Source organism: Streptomyces bottropensis ATCC 25435, from assembly GCF_000383595.1.
In the GTDB taxonomy this organism is placed as follows: domain Bacteria; phylum Actinomycetota; class Actinomycetes; order Streptomycetales; family Streptomycetaceae; genus Streptomyces; species Streptomyces bottropensis.
Window position 1 is genome coordinate 2,164,178 of sequence record NZ_KB911581.1, and the last position, 18,538, is coordinate 2,182,715.

Genomic DNA, 18,538 nt, shown 5'->3' on the forward strand with positions numbered 1-18,538 from the left:
ACTCCGTCCGGCACGACACCGCCCTCCGGCCCCCCGACCGGCGCGGGGCCCGGTGCCGCGCCGAGCGAGCGCATGCCACGCTGGCTGCCGCGCGCCATGGTGCTGGCTCTCTCCCTCGTCGCGGTCTTCCAGCTCGGCAGCTGGGCGTTCCACCAGCTCATCGGGCTGTTGGTCAACATCCTCATCGCGTTCTTCCTGGCGCTGGCGATCGAGCCCGCGGTGAGCTGGATGGCCTCGAAGGGGCTGCGCAGGGGCTTCGCCACGTTTCTGGTCTTCCTGATCACGCTGATCGGGGCCGCCGGTTTCGTCACCCTGCTCGGTTCGATGCTGGCCGGCCAGATCATCAAGATGGTCGAGGACTTTCCGGCGTACCTCGACTCCGTCATCAGCTGGATCAACACGAGCTTCCACACCGAACTCAAGCGCGTCGACATCCAGGAGGGGCTGCTCCGCTCCGACTGGCTGCGGAAGTACGTGCAGAACAGCGCCACAGGCGTCCTCGACGTCTCCACGCAGGTGCTGGGCGGTCTCTTCCAGCTGCTGACGATCACGCTGTTCTCGTTCTACTTCGCCGCCGACGGCCCTCGGCTGCGCCGCGCGCTGTGCTCCGTCCTGCCGCCCGCCAAGCAGGCCGAGGTGTTGCGCGCGTGGGAGATCGCGGTCGACAAGACCGGCGGCTATCTGTACTCCCGCGGCCTGATGGCACTGATCTCCGGGGTGGCGCACTACGTCCTGCTGGAGTACCTCGACGTGCCCTATGCGCCCGCGCTCGCGGTCTGGGTCGGCCTGGTCTCGCAGTTCATCCCCACGATCGGCACCTACCTGGCGGGTGCCCTGCCCATGCTGATCGCCTTCACGGTCAACCCGTGGTACGCGCTGTGGGTCCTCGTCTTCGTGGTCATCTACCAGCAGTTCGAGAACTACGTGCTGCAGCCCAAGCTGACCGCCAAGACCGTGGACATCCATCCGGCCGTGGCGTTCGGCTCGGTCATCGCGGGCACCGCGCTCCTCGGCGCCGTGGGGGCGCTCATCGCCATCCCCGCCATCGCCACCCTGCAGGCCTTCCTCGGGGCCTACGTGAAGCGGTACGACGTCACGGACGACCCCCGCGTGCACGGGCACCGCAGACGCGGCACGGGCAACCTCATCGCCCGGCTGCGGAGGCACCCGCACCGGACGGCGGAGGAGGACGGGACCGACGGCGACGTCCTCACGCGTGTGCGCAGGCGGCTGGAGGAGCGGCGCGGCACGAGACCGTCGCCGGACGACTCCGCGAACGGGCGGCGGGACGACGGCACCGCGCGTCGGGAGCCGGAGGCGGAGGGGGATTCCGGCTCGGAAGGCGGCGCCGGGCCCGAGAACACCTCGGGGCCGGACACCACTGCCGGGCCCGAGGACACCACCACCCCGTAGGGCTGCTGCAGCCGCCCCCGTACCGCCGTACGCCCGCGCCCTCGTACCGCGCGCCCTGCCGCCGGCCCCTCCGCCGGCACCGAGGCGTGTCATCGGCCGCCGTTTCGGCGGGGACCCGCTCCGCCGGAAGTGCTCCGGGTGCCGTGTGGTGCGCTTGACACTAAAATCGAACATCCATTCTGATGGGGGCTCCGGCGAAGCATCCCGGCCGGAGTTCGGCAGGGTTTTCGTGGAGAAGTGCCCGAGTTATCCACAGGCCGGGCGGGCGTCGGGGCCCATTGTCAGTGGCAGGCGTTAGCGTCTTTCACGTGAAGCGATCGACTCAAGCAAACCGGGTGGAACCCATGGCAGGAACCGACCGCGAGAAGGCGCTCGACGCCGCGCTCGCACAAATTGAACGGCAGTTCGGCAAGGGCGCGGTGATGCGCCTGGGCGAGCGGCCGAACGAGCCCATCGAGGTCATCCCCACCGGGTCGACCGCACTCGACGTCGCCCTCGGTGTCGGCGGTCTGCCGCGAGGCCGAGTGATCGAGGTGTACGGCCCGGAGTCCTCCGGCAAGACGACCCTGACCCTGCACGCGGTGGCGAACGCACAGAGGGCCGGCGGCCAGGTGGCCTTCGTGGACGCCGAGCACGCCCTCGACCCCGAGTACGCCAAGAAGCTCGGCGTCGACATCGACAACCTCATCCTGTCGCAGCCGGACAACGGCGAGCAGGCCCTGGAGATCGTGGACATGCTGGTCCGCTCCGGAGCTCTCGACCTCATTGTCATCGACTCCGTCGCCGCGCTCGTCCCGCGCGCGGAGATCGAGGGCGAGATGGGCGACAGCCACGTGGGTCTGCAGGCCCGTCTGATGAGCCAGGCCCTGCGGAAGATCACCAGCGCGCTCAACCAGTCCAAGACCACCGCCATCTTCATCAACCAGCTCCGCGAGAAGATCGGCGTGATGTTCGGCTCCCCGGAGACCACGACCGGTGGCCGCGCGCTGAAGTTCTACGCATCGGTGCGACTCGACATCCGCCGTATCGAGACCCTGAAGGACGGTACCGACGCCGTCGGCAACCGCACCCGCGTCAAGGTCGTCAAGAACAAGGTCGCGCCGCCCTTCAAGCAGGCCGAGTTCGACATCCTGTACGGACAGGGCATCAGCCGCGAGGGCGGCCTGATCGACATGGGCGTGGAGAACGGCTTCGTCCGCAAGGCGGGCGCCTGGTACACGTACGAGGGCGACCAGCTCGGCCAGGGCAAGGAGAACGCCCGCAACTTCCTGAAGGACAACCCCGACCTCGCCAACGAGATCGAGAAGAAGATCAAGGAGAAGCTGGGCGTCGGCGTCCGGCCCGAGGAACCCACCGCAGAGCCGGGAGCGGACGCGGCAGTCTCCGCCACGCCCGCGGACGACACCGCGAAGGCGGTGCCGGCGTCGGCTGCCAAGACCGCCAAGACCAAGGCTGCGGCGGCGAAGAGCTAGTCCGTGACACGCAGAACGGACTGGGGCGAGTACGCATACCCCAGTGCCCCCGAGAGCCGGGGGCGCGGGGGTACCGGCGAGGGCACCGGGGAAGCCAGCGCGGACGGGTACGGATTCGGACCGTACGACGACACACCGTCGTACGGCACGGACACGGACATACCCCCCGGCGGTGCGCCTGACGACAGTGAGCCCCACGGGGATCAGTCGTACGACGGCTACGGCCGGGGCGGCGGCGCCGGTCGGCGGGCGGACGAGGCGCGCTTCGGTGCGGGCTCGACCGCCGGCACCCGTCGACGCGGCGACGGCGCCTCGCGCGGTGCGGGCGGTGACGCGCGAGGGGGGCGCGGTGGCCGGAGCGGTCGACGGCGCGGCTTCGGGGAATCGGGCGACGGCACGGACGGCGGGGGGCCACAGGACGGGGGTTCGTCTTTCTCGTCGAGGGCCGAGAAGGGGGAGTCCTCAGGGGACCCGGCTGAGCGGGCACGCGGGATCTGCCTGCGCCTGCTCACCGGGACCCCGCGTACCCGCAAGCAACTCGCGGACGCCCTGCGCAAACGCGAGATCCCCGAGGACGTGGCGGAGGAGGTGCTGTCGCGGTTCGAGGAGGCCGGGCTGATCAACGACGGCGCGTTCGCGGACGCCTGGGTGGAGTCCCGGCATCACGGCCGGGGGCTGGCCAGACGAGCTCTCGCCCGGGAGCTGCGCACCAAGGGCGTCGACTCGGCACTGATCGACGAGGCAGTGTCCCAGCTCGACTCCGACCAGGAGGAGACCACCGCACGCGAGCTGGTCGCCCGCAAGCTGCGCTCCACCCGTGGCCTCGACCGCGACAAACGCCTCCGCCGGCTCGCAGGCATGCTCGCCCGCAAGGGTTACTCCGAGGGCATGGCCCTCCGCGTGGTCCGGCAGGCGCTGGAGGAGGAGGGGGAGGACACGGAGGGGCTGGAGGGCGAGGGGTACTGAGCCGAGAGGCACAGAGCTGAGCCGAGGCCCTGGGGCGAGGACGTCGAGAACGGCATGGGAAGGGGCGAATCCTCCCGGTGACACCAGAGCGTTCGGGGCCGCGCGGACCCCTCGCGGGCTGGGCTCACTGCCAGTCGGCGGGGCGCTCCACATGCTCCAGGCGCAGTACCTGTCCCGTGCGGCTGTAGCGGCGGATACGGGGGAGGGGCGGGTAGTAGGCGTGGACCGAGATCGCGTGCTCCTCGGTGGACTCGTTGAGCACCTCGTGGACGTGGTGGCGTCCGAAGGAGCGGCCCTTGCCGGCGGACAACCGCCGTTCGCGGTCGACGCCTTCGGTGAGTTCGAGGGTCTTCCAGCCGTCGGTGGGCAGCCGGGCGGCGAGCGAGTACTCCTTGAGCGCACCCGCGGCGGTGACGAAGGCGCCCACCGAGTCGGCGTGGTCGTGCCAGCCGGTACCGGTGCCGGGAGGCCAGCCGATGAGCCAGGCCTCGCTGCCACCGGGGCCTTCGAGCCGCACCCACGTGCGGCCCTCCGGATCGAGCGGGAGCGAGGCGATCAGCTCGCCGTCGGCAGCCGTCCGACGCGCGAAGTCGAGCAGTTCCGCCTGAGTGGGACCGGAGAGGGTGGGGGCGGGGGGAACAACGGGGGACACAGACACGGGTACCGTCCTGAAGTGCGTTCGCTCGGAAAGCGCGCGGAGCACACGGGTGGCGCGCGGAAGGCGAAGGGATGCCGAGGGATGCGAGTTCAGCAGGACGGACGACACACGCAGCCCGCATAGCGGACGAGGTCCATATGGACCCTCCGCCACAGGCGCGTCGAGGTGTCGGTCACGGACCGGAGTAGACCATGACCGCGCGGAGCGGTCAACCGACCGTCACTATGTGGACACACAGTGACGGTCACCACCTCCGGCCGGCCCGGTCCGGGGCGTTTCAGTGCGAACCCGATGCCGCCCCGGCCGTCTCGGACTGCTGCTCCGCCACGCCCAGCGTCGCCGCTGCCGCCGTGTACAGGTCGGCCGGGCGGACACCGCTCAGGGCGGTGACCAGGTATCCGTCGGGACGGACGAGGAGAACGGTGTGGGCGCCCGCGCCCGGGTATGCCTCGGCGACCAGCAGCTCGGCGGAATGTGGCAGGGCGGAGACGGCGGCGGCCAGGCGGGGCATGATCCCGGCGCTCATCCAGTGCTTGCGTTCCCACACTCCGGTACCCGGCGCGACGAGCACTACCAGGAGCGCCCCGCGCCCGAGCCGGTCCCGCAGCGGCACGAAGGAGCCGTCCTCCGCGGTCACCTCCACGTCCACGACCTGGGTGCCCGGCAGCGTGTCGATCGGCGTCTCCCCGTCGGCGGGCGGAGGCATGAGCGGAGAGCCGGAGTACGCCCCCGGCGCACCCAGCGCCCCGCGCCCCAGGTGTCCGTCCGAGAGCAGCGCGTCGTGGCCCCGGGAGGAGCCGGGGACGTACGAGCGCAGTCCCTTGCCGCCACGCAACAGGGGCAGCACCTGGTCGGCGGCGCGCAGCCGGGTGGCGACGACCGCGCGCCGCTCCGCCTGGTAACTGTCCAGCAGGGCTTCGTGCGGGCCGTGGTGCCAGGCCAGAGCGAGTTTCCAGGCGAGGTTGTCGGCGTCCCTCAGACCCTCGTCGAGGCCCTGGGTGCCGAGCGCACCGAGCAGATGCGCGGCGTCCCCGGCCAGGAAGACCCGCCCGACCCGCCACCGCCGGGCAAGCCGGTGGTGCACGGTGTGGACACCGGTGTCGAGCAGGTCGTACGGCGGTGTGGAGCCGCCCGTCCAGCCGGCCAGGGTCTCGCGGACGCGGGCCACGAGGAGTTCGGGCGTCACGAGGTCCTTGCCCGGTGGCAGGAGCCAGTCCAGGCGCCAGACGTCGCCGGCGAGCGGCCGCGCGGTGATCTCCCCGCCGGACGGGCCCGAGGTGCGCCACGGCGGCATGCGGTGCAGCAACGCTTCGCCGGGCCAGGGGAGTTCCGCACGCAGCGCCGCCACCGCGTGCCGTTCCACCGCCGTACGGCCGGGGAAGCGGATGTCCTGGAGCTTGCGGACCGTCGAGCGCGGGCCGTCGCAGCCCACCAGGTAACTGCCCCGCCACCAGGTGCTCTTGGGGCCGCGGGTGTGGGCCGTGACGCCGGACTTCTCCTGCTCGATCGCGTCGAGCCGGCTCTCCACCGCGACCTTGACGAGCCGCTCGCCGACGATGGCCTCGCGCAGGGCGGCGGTCAGGACGTGCTGGGCGATGTGCAGCGGCGGGAGGTCGGCGGAGCCCTCGACGACCTCCTCCGGGCCGCCGCGAACCCCTTTCGAATTGTCCCGCGGTGGAGCGTCCTTCTCCTCGAAGCCGGCCTCGTCGAACCGGACCCGACGCATCACCTGCTTGCGCCGCATCGACCGCCATCCGGCCCAGCGGCGGCCGGACCGGGAGAGCGGGACGCCGGACAATCGTTCCAGCAGCGCGGCGGTGTCCTCGTTCAGAACCACCGTCCGCGCGAGCCGCTGCTCGTCCTTCCCCGGCCCCTCGTCGAGGACCACGGACGGCACCTCCTGCCGCGCCAGCGCCAGGGCGAGCGTGAGCCCCACGGGCCCCGCTCCGACGATGATCACCGGATCCACGGCGCGGCGCCCCCTGCCCGACGTGACGTCCCGGCGGACGTGGGTGAACAGAAAGTTGGAGCAGGGTGCACGATCACAGAACGTATGCAACCCATTGCCGGTGCTTGCGTCAAGTGACGGAGGGCAGTGGCGATCATGCCACTGCCCTCCGGGGAACGAATCGGGGGACATCCTGGGCGGATGTCACCTGATCGATCGTCAGGTGTCCTTCTTGTCGATGTAGGTGCCGAGGCCGGGCAGACCGCCACCTTCCCCGCCGGTGGCCGTCGCGCCTCCGACCGCCGCAGCCGGGATGACGGCCCCCGTCGACTTCTTGCCCCGCCGCAGCCGCTGCTCCAGCCAGCTCGCGAAGCTGGTGATGATGAAGTTCAGGACGATGTAGATGATCGCGACGACGACGAAGCTGGGCACGACGTTGGCGTACACCGCCGCCAGCGTCGCGCGTCCGCTGAGCAGTTCGGTGAACCCGATCATCACGCCGCCGAGCGCGGTGTCCTTCACGATGACCACCAGCTGGCTGACGATGGCCGGCAGCATCACCGTGACGGCCTGCGGCAGCAGGATGGAGGACATCGTCTGGCCCTTGCGCAGACCGATCGCCTGGGCGGCCTCCGTCTGGCCCTTGGGGAGGGCGAGGATGCCGGCGCGCACGATCTCGGCGAGGACCGAGGCGTTGTACAGCACCAGACCGGTGACGACCGCGTAGAGCTGCCGTTGCTCGGTGGTGACTTCCAACGAGCGAGCGATGACCTCGTTGGCGAACAGCATCAACAGCAGGACCGGGATGGCCCGGAAGAACTCGACCACCGCACCGGCCGGGATGCGGACCCACAGGTGGTCGGAGAGGCGCGCGATGCCGAAGAGCGCACCGAGGGGCAGGGCGATCACGATGGAGAGCGCCATGGCCTTGAGCGTGTTGGCGAGACCGGGCAGCAGATACGTCGTCCAGGCCTCGGAGGTGAAGAACGGCTTCCAGAGCTTCCACTCCAGCTGGTTCCTGCTGTCCAGCGCTCCCCAGAGCCACCACGCGAGGAGGGCCAGCAGAACGACGAAGACCACCGTGAGGATCACGTTGCGCCGTTTGGCCCGGGGGCCGGGGGCGTCGTAGAGAACGGAACTCATCGCTTCACCGCCAGTCGCTTGCTCAGCCAGCCGAGGATCAGGCCGGTGGGAAGGGTCAGAACAACGAATCCGAAGGCGAAGATCGCGCCGATGAGCAGCGTCTGTGCCTCCTTCTCGATCATGCCCTTCATGAGGTAGGCGGCCTCCGCCACACCGATCGCGGCCGCCACGGTGGTGTTCTTGGTCAGCGCGATCATCACGTTGGCCAGCGGGCCGATGACTGAACGGAACGCCTGCGGCAGCACGATCAGGCCGAGGACCTGGGCGAAGCTCAGCCCGATGGCGCGGGCTGCCTCAGCCTGGCCGACGGGAACGGTATTGATGCCGGAGCGCAGTGCCTCGCATACGAAGGCCGCGGTGTAGGCGACGAAGCCGAGGATGGCGAGCCGGAAGCCCTGGACCTTGAAGTCGTCGGGCGCGCCCATCGTCATGCCGAAGATGTCGGCGAGACCCAGCGACGTGAAGACGATGATGACGGTCAGCGGGATGTTCCGCACGAGGTTCACATAGACGGTGCCGAAGCCGCGCATCAGGGGTACGGGGCTGACGCGCATGGCCGCCAGCAGAGTTCCCCAGACCAGTGAGCCGATGGCTGAGAGGACGGTGAGCTTGACCGTCATCCAGAACGCACCCAAGAAGCTTGGGTCGTTGTAGTTTGAAAGGAAGTCGAACACTGTCTCCCGCGCTTCCGGGTGTGTGGCGTACGAGGCAGGCGCGCCGCGCCGCCGCCCCTACCGCGCTCTGCGGCGGGCGGCGGCGCGACTACGAGAACCGCGCTGGATGCGGATGTCCGCTTACTTGATGTCGCCGATCTTCGGGGCGGGCTCGTTCTTGTAGTCGGCCGGGCCGAAGTTCTCCTTGACCGCGGTCTCCCAGGCGCCGTCGCTGACCATCTTCTCCAGCGCGGCGTTGATCTTGTCGACGGTCGCGGAGTCGCCCTTCTTGACGCCGATGCCGTAGTTCTCGTTGCTGAGCTTCAGGCCCGCGAGCTTGAACTGACCCTTGTAGTTCTCCTGCGCGGCGAAGCCCGCGAGGATCGAGTCGTCGGTGGTGACCGCGTCCACAGCGCCGCTCTGCAGGCCGGCGATGCACTCGGAGTAGCCGCCGTACTCCTTCAGCTGGGCGTCCGGGGCGATGTCCTTCTTGACGTTCTCCGCCGAGGTGGAACCGGTCACCGAGCACAGCTTCTTGCCGTTGAGGTCCGTGCCCTTGCTGATGTCGGAGTCGGCCTTCACCAGCAGGTCCTGGTGGGCCAGCAGGTAGGGGCCGGCGAAGTCGACCAGCTTCGCGCGCTCGTCGTTGATCGAGTAGGTGGCCGCGATGAACTTGACGTCGCCGCGGGCCAGCGCGTTCTCGCGGTCGGCGCTCTTGGTCTCGACGAACTCGATCTGCTTGGGCTCGTAGCCGAGCTCCTTGGCCACGTACGTCGCCACGTCCACGTCGAAGCCGGAGAAGGAACCGTCGGGGTTCTTCAGGCCGAGACCTGGCTGGTCGTACTTGATACCGATCTTGATCTTGTCGCCGCCACCGGAACCGGAGCCCGAGCCGCTCTCGTTGCTGCTGCTGTCGTCACCACCACAGGCGGTGGCCGTAAGAGCGAGGACGAGGGCGGTGGCCGCTGCGGCGGAGACCTTGCGGAGCTTCATGGTGAACATCCTTTGAGTGGAGAAGAGATGCGGACCGTCATGGTGCGGGTGCCGGGGGCGGGAAACGGCATCGGCGGGGCCGTCAGTGGTGCAGGATCTTCGACAGGAAGTCCTTGGCCCGGTCGCTGCGGGGGTTGCTGAAGAACTGGTCCGGCACAGCCTCTTCGACGATGCGGCCGTCCGCCATGAAGACCACCCGATTGGCGGCCGAACGGGCGAAGCCCATCTCGTGGGTGACCACGACCATGGTCATGCCCTCCCGGGCGAGCTGCTGCATGACCTCCAGGACCTCGTTGATCATCTCGGGGTCCAGTGCCGAGGTCGGCTCGTCGAAGAGCATGACCTTGGGGTCCATGGCCAGCGCCCGCGCGATCGCGACACGCTGCTGTTGGCCGCCCGAGAGCTGCGCGGGGTACTTGTCCGCCTGGGTGCTCACGCCGACCCGGTCCAGCAGGCTCCGGGCCTTCTCCTCGGCCTGCTTCTTGTCGGCCTTGCGGACCTTGATCTGCCCCAGCATCACGTTCTCGAGCACGGTCTTGTGCGCGAAGAGATTGAACGACTGGAACACCATGCCGACGTCCGCGCGCAGTCTGGCGAGCGCCTTGCCCTCGGCGGGCAGCGGCTTGCCGTCGATCCGGATGTCGCCGGAGTCGATCGACTCCAGCCGGTTGATGGTGCGGCACAAGGTGGACTTGCCGGACCCGGAGGGTCCGATCACCACGACGACCTCGCCCCTGGTGATCGTCAGATCGATGTCCTGGAGTACGTGCAACGCGCCGAAGTGCTTGTTGACGTTCTTCAGGACGACCAGGTCGTCGGCCGCGGGCACCGCGTCCTTGACCACCGAAACTTCGGTCATCGCTTTGGGCTCCGTCTTCCTCGGTTTCGGAGGACAGTAGTGACCGGCGACGACCAGCGTCATTACATCTGAGCGAGAATTGAGCATAACGATCTGGTACCCGGGCGATCACTGCACGTGACGAGGCTGCGCACGGCGTTCCGGCTGTATGACGGAACCCGTTCGGAACTCGTACGGCCTTGACGGCGTCCTCACTCATCAGTGTGACGGCGAAGGGGGCAATGCGCGCGTGCCCGGGATGCGGATCCGCGTAGTGTGTGCCAGCCGAGGCGTACAAATGAACGAAACGCGAGATCGGGCGCGAGGCCGGACGTGAAACCGTGCGCGAGGCCGGACGCGGCACCGTGCGCGAGGCCGGACGTGAGACCCGCGCAAGACCGCAGCAAGACGACCGAACCGAACCGAACCGTAAGGGGCCGGAATGAGGCTGCTCCTCGTCGAGGACGACAACCACGTCGCCGCCGCCCTGTCCGCGGTATTGGCGCGGCACGGCTTCGACGTCACCCACGCCCGCAGCGGCGAGGAGGCCCTCCAGGCGCTCGTCCCGGAGGGAAACGGCTTCGGGGTCGTCCTGCTCGACCTCGGCCTGCCCGACCAGGACGGCTACGAGGTCTGCGGCAAGATCCGCAAGCGCACCAGCACCCCGGTGATCATGGTGACGGCCCGTTCCGACGTCCGGTCCCGGATCCACGGCCTCAACCTGGGCGCGGACGACTACGTGGTCAAGCCGTACGACACCGGTGAGCTGCTCGCCCGCATCCACGCCGTCGCCCGCCGCCGGGCCCCCGACGAGGCCGCGGCTCCCGGCGACAGCGGGCTGCGCCTCGGGTCCGTGCTCATCGAGCTGCCCACCCGCCAGGTCAGCGTCGACGGCACGGTCGTCCAGCTGACCCGCAAGGAGTTCGATCTGCTCGCGCTGCTGGCCCAACGGCCCGGGGTGGTCTTCCGCCGCGAACAGATCATCAGTGAGGTGTGGCGGACCAGCTGGGAGGGGACCGGCCGCACCCTGGAAGTGCACGTCGCGTCCCTGCGGTCCAAGCTGCGGATGCCCGCCCTGATCGAGACGGTGCGCGGGGTCGGCTACCGGCTGGTCGCCCCGACGCCGTAGCGTGCCCGCGTGCGCACTCGTCTTCTTCCGCTGCTCATCGTCCTGATGGCCGCCGTGCTGCTGGCTCTCGGCGTCCCGCTGGCGGTGAGCCTGGCGGCGGCGCGGCAACAGGAGGTGGTCGTCGACCGCATCGACGACACGGCGCGTTTCGCGGCGCTGGCTCAGTTCGTCACCGAGTCGCCCACCGGTTCCCGGACCAGCGGCGCGACCGACGGCCGTCGGGAGACGTTGCAGCACGAACTCGACCAGTACCACCGGGTGTACGGAATCAAGGCCGGTGTCTTCTACCGGGCCGGGGGCGGGCGGGCGATGGCCAACGCCCCCTACAACTGGGAAGTGCCCTCCGAGGGCGAGGGGCTGGCCGCGTTCGAAGAGGCGCTGCTGGGTCGTCGCCCGCACAATCCGGACCAGGTGTGGCCCTGGCAGCGCGGCCGGCTCGTCGTCGCCTCCCCGGTCATCCACGACGGTGACGTGATCGCCGTCGTCGTGACCGACTCGCCCACGGGACAGATGCGCTCCAAGATCCTGCGCGGCTGGCTGGTCATCGGCGCCGGTGAGTTCGCCGCGATGCTCCTCGCCGTCGGCGCAGCGCTGCAGCTGACCGGCTGGGTCCTCAAACCGGTACGCGTCCTCGACGCCACCACCCACTCCATCGCCTCCGGGCGGCTGAAGTCACGCGTCGCCGTGGCCAGTGGGCCGCCCGAACTCCGGCGGCTGGCACGGTCGTTCAACGAGATGGCCGACAACGTCGAGGACGTGCTGGAGCAGCAGCGCGCCTTTGTCGCCGACGCCTCGCACCAACTGCGCAATCCCCTCGCCGCGTTGCTGCTGCGCATCGACCTCCTCGCCCTCGAACTGCCCGAGGACAACGAGGAGATCGCCTCCGTGCGCACCGAGGGCAAGCGCCTCGCCCACGTCCTCGACGACCTGCTCGACCTGGCCCTCGCCGAGCATGTCGACGCCGATCTGCGGCTCACCGACATCGGCGAGCTGGCCGCCGAGCGGGTGGCCTCCTGGTCGCCGGTCGCCGACGACAAGGGGGTGGCGCTGGTGGGCGACTGCCCCGCCACCACCGCCTGGGCCGACCCGGTCGCCCTGTCCAGCGCCCTGGACGCGGTGATCGACAACGCCCTGAAGTTCACCCCTGCCGGAGAGAGCGTCGAGGTCCGGGTCGCCTCGAACGGGGAGGTCTCCACGGTCGTCGTCACCGACGCCGGGCCCGGCCTCAGCGACGAGGAGCTGGAACGGGTCGGCGACCGCTTCTGGCGCAGCACCGCGCACCAGAACATCAAGGGTTCGGGTCTCGGGCTCTCCATCTCACGGGCTCTGATCGTCGCGGGCGGCGGCGCCATCGCCTACGCCCACCGCGAGCCCCACGGGCTGCAGGTGACGGTGACGGTGCCCCGGACGCGCCCGACGGAGTGAGCGGGGCCCCGAGTGCTTCCCGGCCCTACGGCTTGACCGACCGGTAGTACTCCTTGGCGCCCTTCTGCAGGTACAGCGGGTCCGTGTAGATGGCGGTGCGCAGGTCCACCAGCTGTGCCGCGTGCACGTCCTTGCCGATCCGGTCCCGGTTCTTGATGACCATGCGGGTCAGCCACTCGGTCAGCCGGGGATCCATGTCCTCGCGGGTGATGAGCAGGTTCGCGACCGTGATGGTGGGCACGGTGGAGTTCCGCAGGATGGACGGGTAGGCGTCGGCGGGCATCACGGCGGTCCGGTAGTGGAGGAAGGAGTCGTCCTCGCCGTGCAGCTTCGCCACCAGCTCGCTGCCGATCGGGACGAACCGGTACTCGTACCCCGTGGCCGCCAGGTCGGACAGACCCTTCGTTGGGAGTCCCCCCGACCAGAAGAACGCGTCGATACCGCCGCGGCGGAGCGCGTCGGGGCTGGTGCGGATGGTGTCCGGCCGTGACCGGATGTCCTTGTCGATGTCCAGCCCCTCCGCGGCCAGCACGCGTTCCGCTATCAGCCGTACGCCGGAGCCCTTCGGCCCGACGGCCACGCGTTTGCCCTTCAGGTCCGCGATGGACTGGATCGGGGAGGTGACCGGGACGACCACCTGCACATAGTCGTCGTACAGCCGTGCGAGGCCCCGCAGCTTCCCGCCGCCGGGCCTGCGCTCGTCCAGGTACGTCTGCACGGCGTCGGCCGCGGCGATGGCGAAGTCGGACTCACCGGTGGCGACCCGTTCGACGTTCTCCTGGGAGCCGTCGCTGGATCTCAGGTCGATCGTCAGGCGGGGCATGTCCTGGGCGATCGCGGTCTTCATCTCCTGGCCGTACTGCTGGTAGACGCCGCTGTCGGCACCCGTGCTGAGCGTGATCGTCCCGCTCGGCGGCTCCTCGCGCGGCCACAGCCACCACGCGAGCAGCCCGAGGACCACCAGCGAAGCCACCGAGCCCAGCAGCGCCTGCCGCGTGCCGATGCGTGGGAGTACCTGGACCATGCGCGAGATCCTGCCAGGTCACCCGCCGGGCGGCCAGGACGGGACCCATCCGGTGCGAGGCTGTGACCTCGTGACCTCGTGACCTCGGGGCGCCCGGACCTCCGGACCTCGTGACCTCGGGGCGCCCGGACCTCCGGACCTCCGGACCTCGGGACATGCCGGGTCGATAGGGTCGCCGGATGAGTTCCTCTCCCGCTCACCTGGTCCGCGAGTTCCACCGGGCCTTCGGCCTCGACGCCCGGACCGCCCCCACCGAGGTGTCGCCCGAGCTGGCCGCCCACCGCGGCGAGCTGCTGGCCGAGGAGGCCGCGGAGGTGGCCGAGGTGGCGGTCGACGGCCCGCTCGACCGGCTCGCCCACGAACTGGCGGACGTCGTGTACGTGGCCTACGGCACCGCCCTCGTCCACGGCATCGACCTCGACTCCGTCATCGCCGAGATCCACCGTTCCAACATGACCAAGCTGGGCCCCGACGGCCGCGTCGCCCGCCGGGACGACGGCAAGGTGCTCAAGGGGGACCACTACCGGGCGCCCGACGTGTCGGCGGTGCTGCGCCGACAGGGGTGGACCGGCGGAGCCGCCTGACAGACGAGCGCCCCCGGCCGCTGCCTTAGGCTTACGGAGTGACCAACAGCAGCGACCGGAGTCAGGCAGTGGGCGTCAAGACATACGAAGTACGTACTTATGGATGTCAAATGAACGTCCACGACTCCGAACGCCTGTCCGGACTTCTGGAGGACGCCGGATACGTCCGCGCACCCGAGGACGCCGGCGAGGGCAACGCCGACGTGGTCGTCTTCAACACCTGTGCCGTACGGGAGAACGCCGACAACCGCCTCTACGGCAACCTCGGCCGCCTCGCCCCGATGAAGACGGCCCGCCCCGGCATGCAGATCGCGGTCGGGGGGTGTCTGGCCCAGAAGGACCGGGACACCATCGTCAAGAAGGCGCCCTGGGTGGACGTCGTCTTCGGCACGCACAACATCGGCAAGCTCCCCGTCCTGCTGGAGCGCGCCCGCGTCCAGGACGAGGCACAGGTCGAGATCGCCGAATCCCTGGAGGCATTCCCCTCCACGCTGCCGACCCGCCGCGAGAGCGCCTACGCCGCCTGGGTCTCCATCTCCGTCGGCTGCAACAACACCTGCACGTTCTGCATCGTCCCGGCCCTGCGCGGCAAGGAGAAGGACCGCCGTACCGGCGACATCCTCGCCGAGATCGAGGCCCTGGTCGCCGAGGGCGTCTCCGAGATCACCCTGCTCGGCCAGAACGTGAACGCGTACGGCTCCGACATCGGCGACCGCGAGGCGTTCAGCAAACTGCTGCGTGCCTGCGGAAAGATCGACGGCCTGGAACGGGTCCGGTTCACCTCGCCCCACCCCCGTGACTTCACCGACGACGTGATCGCCGCGATGGCCGAGACGCCGAACGTGATGCCGCAGCTGCACATGCCGCTCCAGTCCGGCTCGGACACGGTCCTCAAGGCCATGCGCCGCTCGTACCGCCAGGAGCGCTACCTCGGGATCATCGAGAAGGTCCGCGCCTCCATCCCGCACGCGGCCATCACCACCGACATCATCGTGGGCTTCCCCGGCGAGACCGAGGAGGACTTCGAGCAGACGATGCACGTGGTCCGTGAGGCCCGCTTCACCCAGGCCTTCACCTTCCAGTACTCCAAGCGTCCCGGCACGCCCGCCGCCACGATGGAGAACCAGATCCCCAAGCAGGTCGTGCAGGCCCGCTACGAGCGCCTCGTCGCCCTCCAGGAGGAGATCTCCTGGGACGAGAACAAGACGCAGGTCGGCCGCACCCTGGAACTGATGGTCGCCGAGGGCGAGGGCCGCAAGGACGGCGCCACCCACCGCCTCTCCGGCCGCGCCGCCGACAACCGCCTGGTCCACTTCACCAAGCCGGACCAGCAGGTCCGCCCCGGTGACGTCGTGACCGTGGAGATCACGTACGCCGCCCCGCACCACCTGCTCGCCGAGGGCGCCGTCCTCGACGTGCGCCGCACGCGGGCGGGCGACGCCTGGGAGAAGCGGAACTCCGCGCCCGCGCAGACGCCGGCGGGTGTGATGCTGGGGCTGCCGAAGATCGGGGTTCCGGAGCCCCTGCCGGTGGCGGCCACGGGTGGGTGCGGCAGCCACTGAGCGGCCTCAGGTCCGAGGCTCCGTAGCCGATCCGTAGGCGTCGGGTTCCGCCGCACCCCGCGCCCCGGGCGGCGCGGCTGTCCCCGTACCGTCGGGGCGGCACGGCTGCCCCCACGCCGGTCGCGGAAGTTACCCTGCGGATCATGCTTGTAGCCGCTGCCGTGTGCCCCTGCCCCCCGCTGCTCGTGCCGGACGTCGCCGCGGGAGCCGCTCCCGAGCTGGACCCCGCGCGGGACGCCTGTGCGGACGCGCTCGGGGTGCTCGCCGCCGCTCGGCCCGACCGGCTGGTCGTCGTGGGCCCCGGCGGGCGGGACGCGTCGTACCCGGAAGGGGCGCGCGGCTCCTTCCGGGGGTTCGGCGTGGATCTGGACGTCCGGCTGGGACGCGGGGCGGCGGACTCGCCCGCCGAGTTGCCCGCCTCCCTCGCCGTGGCCGCCTGGCTGCTCCACCGCACCGGCTGGGCCGAGGCTCCCGTGGAAGGGCTCGGCGTGGCGGAACCGCTCCCGGTCGAGCGGTGTGTCCGGGCCGGCCGGGACATCGCCGGGACGGCCGGGCGAGTGGCCCTGCTGGTGATGGGCGACGGCAGCGCGTGCCGGACGCTGAAGGCTCCGGGATACCTGGACGACCGTGCGGCCGGCTTCGACGCGGAGATCGCCCGTGCGCTCGGCGCCGCCGACATCGCGGCCCTCCGGGCGCTGGACGCCGGTCTCGCGCGCGAGCTGAGGGTCTCCGGCCGCGCCCCCTGGCAGATCCTGGCCGGCGCCGCAGAGAACGCGGATCTGGGCGGCAGCCTGCTGTACGACGACGCGCCGTACGGGGTGGGCTACCTGGTTGCCGCCTGGTCGTAGGCCGGACACGGCGGACGGCCGGGAGCACGAGGCGCTCCGCGGCCGTCCGACGATGGGAAGGTGCTCAGGAAGCCGGTGGCGGTGGTGTGGCGCCGCCGCCCGGAGGCGGGGGCGTGCGGCCGGTGCCCGAGGGCGGGGGAGTGGGGCCACCGCTCGCGGACGGGGTGGTGTGCCCCCCGCCCGTCGGCGAGGACGTCCGGTCGCCGTGCTCATGGTGCGCGAGTCGCTCCATGGCGTGCTTCGCCTTGCCCGTGCCCGACTGGATCCGGCCGCTGTACTTGCCCTTGGTCTTCTTGTCGACGGTGTGCGCGGCCTTGTCGAGACCGTGATGGATCTTGTCCTCGTGCTTCTGTGCGAGGTGCGAGACCTTGTCCTTGGCCGGGGACAGTTTGGATTTCAAATTATCCAGCAGACCCATGGTTCACCTTTCCGCGCGGGGCAGTCATTTGCGGGCGCCCTCGCCGGCCTCGTTGTCGGCCGCCTGGTCGGCGGTCTGCTGCTTGGGGATCTCCACGTCGTCCGCCGCCTCGACGGTCTCCGCCTCCTGCTCGACGGACTCGTCCGCGGTCGCGGCCTCCGGTTCGGGCTGGACGGCCTCGGTGGATCCCTTCGCCTCGTCCGACTTCTCCGCCTCGGTCTCGGTGCTCGGCGCGGATGCCGTCACGACGGCCTCGTCCGCGCCCTTCGCCTTGCGCCGGAACAGTGAGAAAACGCCCATCTCAACCTCAATGCTAATCATGCGGGCCAATTCCCGCGCTCTCCCGGAGCGTCCCATCGCGTCATCCGGGCCGCCGGAGCTCGCCTCCGGCGCTTCGAACTCGCAACACGCAACGACCCCGGCTGCCTCGCGTCACGTAGCTCGTTCGAGAAGTGGGGCCGACATTTGCGAGACTGGGGCGGTGAGTAGCGCAGTTCCCCCTTCGCGGGTCATCGCCGTCGTCGGACCGACCGCGGCCGGAAAGTCCGATCTGGGCGTCTTCCTCGCCCAGCGCCTCGGCGGCGAGGTCGTCAACGCCGATTCCATGCAGCTCTACCGGGGGATGGACATCGGCACCGCCAAGCTGACCCCGCAGGAGCGCGACGGAGTACCGCACCACCTCCTGGACATCTGGGACGTCACGGCCGCCGCCAGCGTCGCCGAGTACCAGCGCCTCGCCCGCGCCCGCATCGACGCCCTGCTCGCCGAGGGCCGCTGGCCGATCCTCGTGGGCGGCTCCGGGCTGTACGTCAGGGGGGCCGTCGACCATCTGGAGTTCCCCGGCACCGACCCCGAGGTCCGGGCCCGTCTGGAGGAGGAGCTGGCCCTGCGCGGGTCCGGCGCGCTGCACGCCCGGTTGGCCGCCGCCGACCCCGAGGCCGCCCAGGCGATCCTGCCGAGCAACGGCCGCCGGATCGTGCGCGCCCTCGAAGTGATCGAGATCACCGGAAAGCCGTTCACGGCGAATCTCCCGGGCCATGACTCGGTCTACGACACCGTCCAGATCGGTGTCGACGTGGCGCGTCCCGAACTCGACGAGCGCATCGCCCGCCGTGTCGACCGCATGTGGGACGCCGGTCTGGTCGAGGAAGTGCGCGCTCTGGAGGCGCGGGGGTTGCGTGAGGGGCGCACCGCGTCGCGTGCGCTCGGCTACCAGCAGGTCCTCGCGGCGCTGGCCGGGCAGTGCACCATGGACGAGGCGCGAGCCGAGACCGTGCGTGCCACCAAGCGCTTCGCGCGCCGCCAGGATTCATGGTTCAGACGCGACCCGCGGGTGCATTGGCTCAAGGGGGGCCTCGCCGACCTGACGGAACTCCCGCAGCTCGCACTGGCGTTGATCGAACGACCGGTCACAGCCTGATCACGTCATGGCATCGGGTCGCCCCGGCGGTCATCCCGGCCTCC

At 70.2% G+C, this 18,538-nt stretch carries 19 protein-coding genes; 9 read left to right on the top strand and 10 right to left on the bottom strand.

The window, feature by feature from the left end:
* The first annotated feature begins 72 nt into the window (after positions 1-72).
* From STRBO_RS40010 to recX, 3 genes are all read left to right on the top strand, one after another.
* A complete protein-coding gene (locus tag STRBO_RS40010) occupies positions 73-1,413 on the top strand; it encodes an AI-2E family transporter (RefSeq protein WP_020114114.1) in 1,341 nt (446 codons plus the stop codon).
* 344 nt (positions 1,414-1,757) lie between these two features.
* The gene (gene recA, locus STRBO_RS0109610) at positions 1,758-2,885 is read left to right on the top strand and encodes a recombinase RecA (protein ID WP_020114115.1); all 1,128 of its coding nucleotides are present in this window, start codon (positions 1,758-1,760) and stop codon (positions 2,883-2,885) included.
* Between the two features lie 3 nt (positions 2,886-2,888).
* Complete coding sequence (gene recX / locus STRBO_RS0109615; protein WP_005481465.1) at positions 2,889-3,851, top strand: recombination regulator RecX; 963 nt, start codon at positions 2,889-2,891, stop codon at positions 3,849-3,851.
* A 124-nt stretch (positions 3,852-3,975) separates the two neighbouring features.
* On the opposite strand, the gene STRBO_RS0109620 is transcribed toward recX, so the two are convergent.
* The 7 genes from STRBO_RS0109620 to STRBO_RS0109645 form a co-directional block, all read right to left on the bottom strand.
* Positions 3,976-4,509 carry a cupin domain-containing protein gene (locus STRBO_RS0109620; protein ID WP_028796559.1) on the bottom strand — a complete coding sequence of 178 codons (534 nt, stop codon included), beginning with the start codon at positions 4,507-4,509 and terminating at the stop codon, positions 3,976-3,978.
* An 89-nt stretch (positions 4,510-4,598) separates the two neighbouring features.
* A complete protein-coding gene (locus tag STRBO_RS45890) occupies positions 4,599-4,646 on the bottom strand; it encodes a hypothetical protein (RefSeq protein WP_309506048.1) in 48 nt (15 codons plus the stop codon).
* 140 nt (positions 4,647-4,786) lie between these two features.
* Positions 4,787-6,478, bottom strand: a complete 1,692-nt coding sequence (locus STRBO_RS0109625) for an FAD-dependent monooxygenase (protein WP_005481470.1) — start codon at positions 6,476-6,478, stop codon at positions 4,787-4,789.
* A 198-nt stretch (positions 6,479-6,676) separates the two neighbouring features.
* Complete coding sequence (locus tag STRBO_RS0109630) at positions 6,677-7,600, bottom strand: amino acid ABC transporter permease (protein ID WP_005481472.1); 924 nt, start codon at positions 7,598-7,600, stop codon at positions 6,677-6,679.
* Positions 7,597-8,274, bottom strand: a complete 678-nt coding sequence (locus tag STRBO_RS0109635; RefSeq protein ID WP_028796560.1) for an amino acid ABC transporter permease — start codon at positions 8,272-8,274, stop codon at positions 7,597-7,599. The genes STRBO_RS0109630 and STRBO_RS0109635 overlap by 4 nt, the downstream gene beginning before the upstream one ends.
* Before the next feature lie 120 nt (positions 8,275-8,394).
* A complete protein-coding gene (locus STRBO_RS0109640) occupies positions 8,395-9,246 on the bottom strand; it encodes a glutamate ABC transporter substrate-binding protein (RefSeq protein WP_020114116.1) in 852 nt (283 codons plus the stop codon).
* Between the two features lie 82 nt (positions 9,247-9,328).
* Positions 9,329-10,105: an amino acid ABC transporter ATP-binding protein gene (locus STRBO_RS0109645; RefSeq protein WP_020114117.1), complete on the bottom strand. Its 777-nt coding sequence runs from the start codon at positions 10,103-10,105 to the stop codon at positions 9,329-9,331.
* Between the two features lie 421 nt (positions 10,106-10,526).
* On the opposite strand from STRBO_RS0109645, the gene STRBO_RS0109650 reads away from it, so the two are divergent.
* Positions 10,527-11,213, top strand: coding sequence for a response regulator transcription factor (locus tag STRBO_RS0109650; protein WP_005481480.1), 687 nt, complete (start codon positions 10,527-10,529; stop codon positions 11,211-11,213).
* Positions 11,214-11,222: 9 nt separating this feature from the next.
* Positions 11,223-12,638, top strand: a complete 1,416-nt coding sequence (locus STRBO_RS0109655) for a sensor histidine kinase (protein WP_005481482.1) — start codon at positions 11,223-11,225, stop codon at positions 12,636-12,638.
* A 25-nt stretch (positions 12,639-12,663) separates the two neighbouring features.
* Here the strand turns inward: STRBO_RS0109655 and STRBO_RS0109660 are convergent, their stop codons facing one another.
* A complete protein-coding gene (locus STRBO_RS0109660) occupies positions 12,664-13,662 on the bottom strand; it encodes a TAXI family TRAP transporter solute-binding subunit (RefSeq protein WP_005481483.1) in 999 nt (332 codons plus the stop codon).
* Between the two features lie 179 nt (positions 13,663-13,841).
* Here STRBO_RS0109660 and STRBO_RS0109665 point away from each other — a divergent pair, with 179 nt between their 5' ends.
* From STRBO_RS0109665 to STRBO_RS0109675, 3 genes are all read left to right on the top strand, one after another.
* On the top strand, positions 13,842-14,246 hold the full coding sequence (locus tag STRBO_RS0109665; RefSeq protein ID WP_005481485.1) for a pyrophosphohydrolase domain-containing protein: 405 nt from the start codon (positions 13,842-13,844) through the stop codon (positions 14,244-14,246).
* Between the two features lie 38 nt (positions 14,247-14,284).
* Positions 14,285-15,808: a tRNA (N6-isopentenyl adenosine(37)-C2)-methylthiotransferase MiaB gene (miaB, locus tag STRBO_RS0109670; protein WP_078531488.1), complete on the top strand. Its 1,524-nt coding sequence runs from the start codon at positions 14,285-14,287 to the stop codon at positions 15,806-15,808.
* 143 nt (positions 15,809-15,951) lie between these two features.
* Complete coding sequence (locus tag STRBO_RS0109675) at positions 15,952-16,656, top strand: class III extradiol dioxygenase subunit B-like domain-containing protein (RefSeq protein WP_028796562.1); 705 nt, start codon at positions 15,952-15,954, stop codon at positions 16,654-16,656.
* Positions 16,657-16,720: 64 nt separating this feature from the next.
* Here the strand turns inward: STRBO_RS0109675 and STRBO_RS0109680 are convergent, their stop codons facing one another.
* A complete protein-coding gene (locus STRBO_RS0109680) occupies positions 16,721-17,074 on the bottom strand; it encodes an antitoxin (protein WP_005481491.1) in 354 nt (117 codons plus the stop codon).
* A 24-nt stretch (positions 17,075-17,098) separates the two neighbouring features.
* Positions 17,099-17,374, bottom strand: coding sequence for a hypothetical protein (locus STRBO_RS0109685; protein WP_005481492.1), 276 nt, complete (start codon positions 17,372-17,374; stop codon positions 17,099-17,101).
* Between the two features lie 181 nt (positions 17,375-17,555).
* On the opposite strand from STRBO_RS0109685, the gene miaA reads away from it, so the two are divergent.
* The gene (gene miaA, locus STRBO_RS0109690) at positions 17,556-18,494 is read left to right on the top strand and encodes a tRNA (adenosine(37)-N6)-dimethylallyltransferase MiaA (RefSeq protein ID WP_005481494.1); all 939 of its coding nucleotides are present in this window, start codon (positions 17,556-17,558) and stop codon (positions 18,492-18,494) included.
* Positions 18,495-18,538 lie beyond the last annotated feature (44 nt).